This is a genomic window from Pararhizobium sp. P1_E7 (assembly GCF_056405855.1).
In genome coordinates this window covers 1-2500 of sequence record NZ_JBFUBH010000172.1, presented here as the reverse complement: position 1 = coordinate 2500, position 2500 = coordinate 1, and the positions used below count along the sequence as shown (strand labels likewise).

The window sequence follows — 2500 nt, the reverse complement described above, 5'->3', positions numbered from 1 at the left end:
GTGAACGATCGCGGCGAATGCGAAATCCGACCCGGTCGTCTCCTGGACGCTAACCGTGTAGCCCGCGGCCAAACAGATTTCGCGTTGACGAACCCCTCTCGTCAGCCCGCCGTTTTTCGATWTTTTGAGGCCGATGACGTCGGCGGCATCGAGTCCGATCAACTGGACGATCGATGCATCGTAAGTCGCGAGTTCGTCAAAAATGATCGGTACATCGGTGCGGCGGCGCAATGACACGCATTCGCGCCAGGTGGCGCATGGCGCCTCCAAAACGAAATCCAAGCCGGGCGGCAACAAACGGAGCATTCTAAGAGCAGATTCCACCGTCATGCCACCGTTCGCATCGACGATGAAAAACTCGCCCGGCTTCTTGTCGGCAAGTGACGCGGCAATTCTTGCTGCGTCAGTCTGCGGATCGTCGCCGATCTTCACCGAGTGAGCCCGATAGCCCATCTTTCTGTGCTTTTCGACACGGTTTCGCATATCTTCGGGGTCGCCGACATAGATTGACGAGATCACCGGCATCGCGATATTGGTGCGTCCGCCCAGCAGGTCGCATACCGGCATTCCGACCGACTTGCCGAAGACATCCCAGCAGGCGACATCCAGCGCGGTCTTTGCATGAAGATGTCCAACAAGCGCGTTGTCCATCGCCTCGTTGATGCGATCCACATGTCGTGGATCGAGGCCGATCAAGCTTGGAGCAATTTCCGCTATACCCGCACGCACACCCATGGCATGGGAAGCGATGTAGGTCGAACCGAATGGTGTGCTCTCGCCCCACCCTTCAATTCCGTTATCTGTTGTGATGCGCGCGAATGTCGCATCAAAGCTTCGGTATTCTCTGCCACCGGACAGCCGGTAGACCCCACCGGAATAGGGCAAATCCACCTTGAATACGTCGATACGTTCAATCTTTAAATTGTTCATTTTTGCATCTCTCACGCAGGAATTTTGAGAACGATCTTGCCAACGATCGATTTGGACAAAAACGCCTTTTGAGCTTCGGCGATCTCTTCGAGTGGATAGATCTTGGCAACCAGCGGACGGATTTCGCCACGTTCGATGTAAGAGATCAGGTTTTCAAAAACGACATCATCTTGAAAGGTACAACCAAAGAAACTCAGGTCCTTCAGATAAAGGTTCCGCACGTCCAGTTCGACAAGTGGTCCAGCGATCGCGCCGGCCACCGCGTAGCGACCGCCCTTTTTGAGGACGTCAAGCAAAGACGGGAAACCGGGTCCAGCGGTGACATCCAATGCGACCTCAGCCGATTCCTTGCCCAGCTTGGCCACAAGGTCCTCGTCACGCGCAACAACCTGGTCAGCACCCAGGTCCAGCAGCAGCTGCGTCTTGTCACGCCCCGCAATCGCAGTGACATAAGCGCCGCGCCGCTTTGCCAGCTGAACAGCAGCCGACCCTACCCCGCCCGATGCCCCCGAAATTACGACGTGCTCGCCCTCGCGCACGTTTACCCGGTGAAGCATGTTCTCAGCCGTCGAGTACGCGCAGGGAATCGAGGCCAGTTCAATGTCTGTCCAGCCGCACTCAACCTTGTACGTCTCCCTCGCTGGCGCCTTAGCGTATTGCGCGAAACCACCGTCGCACTCAGAGCCGAACGTCCAACACTCATACGATCGGTAGTCGACGTAAGAACGGAGCATGTTGCGCACCAAGACCCGCTCGCCGATTCTGTCAGGGTTCACGCCGACCCCAACGGCCACGATATATCCGCAGCAATCAGCACCTTGAATCCTTGGAAAAGTTAGAGCAACACCAGACCAACTTGCGTCGTCGTCCTGAGCTGATGCAAAGCCATCGGTTGCTCCGGTGTCGGTCCCGGTTTTCACCCCCTTGGAGTACCAACCAATTCGGGTATTGATGTCGGTGTTGTTAACGCCAGCCGCTTTGACACGAATTAGGACCTCCCCTGCCTCAGGTACCGGGACAGGGATATTGTTATGAAATTCGAGTTTTTCAAAGCCACCGTGACCGACTAATAGAATGCCATTCATCAAGCTTGGTAAGTCTAAGGCGCGTTTCTGGTCCGCTTTTGAGACATCGATACCCATTAAGTTCTGTCCTCTCGCCAATCCACCGCGCCCTCCAATGCACAAGGGGCGTTGAGTGGGAGGCGCTGATCTATAAAATCATGATTTAGAACGAATAACTGAGTGGCCGCCGCATGCAACTCGACTAAAACTCAGCGATGCCTTGACTTGAAATCAACTCTCATGATCGAGTCCCCAAAATTATGGAGATAAGGGAGATAGTGGCCTTCAGTGTGGCACCTCTTCCACCATTGAGAGGTTGCAGTGGTTCGCCGCTTTTATGATCTTCCGTCGTTGACAGCGCTTGCTGCATTCGAGGCGTCGGCTCGTCACTCCAGTTTGACTCTGGCTTCCGCCGAGTTGAACGTCACACCCGGCGCAGTGAGCCGACAGATCAAGGCGATCGAGGAGGAGATCGGTGTGATACTCTTCGTCAGAAGACCTAAAGG

Annotated in this window: 3 protein-coding genes; 1 reads left to right on the top strand and 2 read right to left on the bottom strand. The window is 55.1% G+C overall.

The genetic code is table 11. The features are described from left to right. Both AC1D17_RS28500 and AC1D17_RS28495 read right to left on the bottom strand, forming a co-directional pair. A partial coding sequence (locus AC1D17_RS28500) for a mandelate racemase/muconate lactonizing enzyme family protein (RefSeq protein WP_477568567.1) occupies window positions 1-930 on the bottom strand: 930 nt, incomplete at its 3' end. 11 nt (window positions 931-941) lie between these two features. Next, window positions 942-2072: an alcohol dehydrogenase family protein gene (locus tag AC1D17_RS28495; RefSeq protein ID WP_477568566.1), complete on the bottom strand. Its 1131-nt coding sequence runs from the start codon at window positions 2070-2072 to the stop codon at window positions 942-944. A 243-nt stretch (window positions 2073-2315) separates the two neighbouring features. On the opposite strand from AC1D17_RS28495, the gene AC1D17_RS28490 reads away from it, so the two are divergent. Beyond that, a partial coding sequence (locus AC1D17_RS28490; protein WP_477568565.1) for a LysR family transcriptional regulator occupies window positions 2316-2500 on the top strand: 185 nt, incomplete at its 3' end.